The sequence below is a fragment of the Marseilla massiliensis genome, assembly GCF_023336985.1.
GTDB lineage: Bacteria > Bacteroidota > Bacteroidia > Bacteroidales > Bacteroidaceae > Prevotella > Prevotella intestinigallinarum.
This window is the reverse complement of the sequence record NZ_JAMBLP010000059.1, coordinates 1-993: the sequence shown is the minus strand read 5'-3', so window position 1 is coordinate 993 and position 993 is coordinate 1. Positions and strand designations below refer to the sequence as shown.

Here is a 993-nt window from a genome sequence, read left to right as displayed (position 1 = left end):
TCTTACCACCCTGAATCCTACATTGGCATAACCTTGAGAACCGTTCCTCACGTCATCCGATTTCTCGCTGCGACAATCGTCACGCTCGGAATCCCAACTGCCCCCTTTGATGATGTATAAGCCATTGGGGTCTGTTGATGAAGTCCACTCCCAACAGTTACCCCCAAAGTCAATGCCGCCACAAGCACCTTTGCTTTGCGCGTATGCATCTACGGCTGTCAATCCACGCTCAGCATGACCGGAGTTCATGGAAACATCTTTGGGCATGTGCCCGGCGGCAAGCACCCATTCTTCTTCGGAGGGCAGGCGATAATTGTGTTTGGTGTCTTTTGTAGAGAGCCAGTTGCAGTAGGTTTCGGCTTCCTTGACTGAAATGCCCACCACAGGATAGTCGTCTTTCCCTTGGTCATACACAAACTCAGTATTGAAAGCGGCATATTCGGCATTGGTAACAGGGGCATATCCAATATAAGCATTCGGAGCAGAAGCGCCACGCAACACCATCCAACCATCTTCGGGATTCTCGTCCTTGCGTGGGTCGATGAAGCGCAGGAATTGCTGCTGTATGCGGACATCTCGATTTTCAACCATTTCATTCACAATGCCTTGCATGTGTTCCACAATGTTGTAAGTTCTTGCCTCACGCTCCAATTCACGAAGTTTATTTTTCTTCCTTGCCACTACTTTATCGTAACGGATGCCCATCCGCTCCAATAATGCCTGTTTGTTGGCTTTGGTCGGCATTCTTCTGTATTGGATGAATAGCTTGTGCGTCATGGCATCCATCTTCGGGCGTTCTTTCTCGACAAGCGGGGCGTCAGGTTCCTCAAACTCCAGTTCGCTTTCCACCAAATCATCGGGAGTTATGAATGTTCCCGGTTTTACAGTCTGATGGACACCGAAATAATCTGCCACAAGACCGTCTTTGTAAATGGAGAGCCTGTAACCGCCGTAAAGGTCGCAGGGTAAGGTGGATATGTAATAGTCCTTGCC

1 protein-coding gene is annotated in these 993 nt (G+C 49.1%); it reads right to left on the bottom strand.

Annotation, left to right across the window (positions count from 1 at the left end):
• Positions 1-915, bottom strand: a 915-nt coding sequence (locus M3089_RS15880) for a formylglycine-generating enzyme family protein (RefSeq protein ID WP_249085254.1), incomplete at its 3' end; no start/stop codon positions are given.
• Between the last annotated feature and the right edge of the window lie 78 nt (positions 916-993).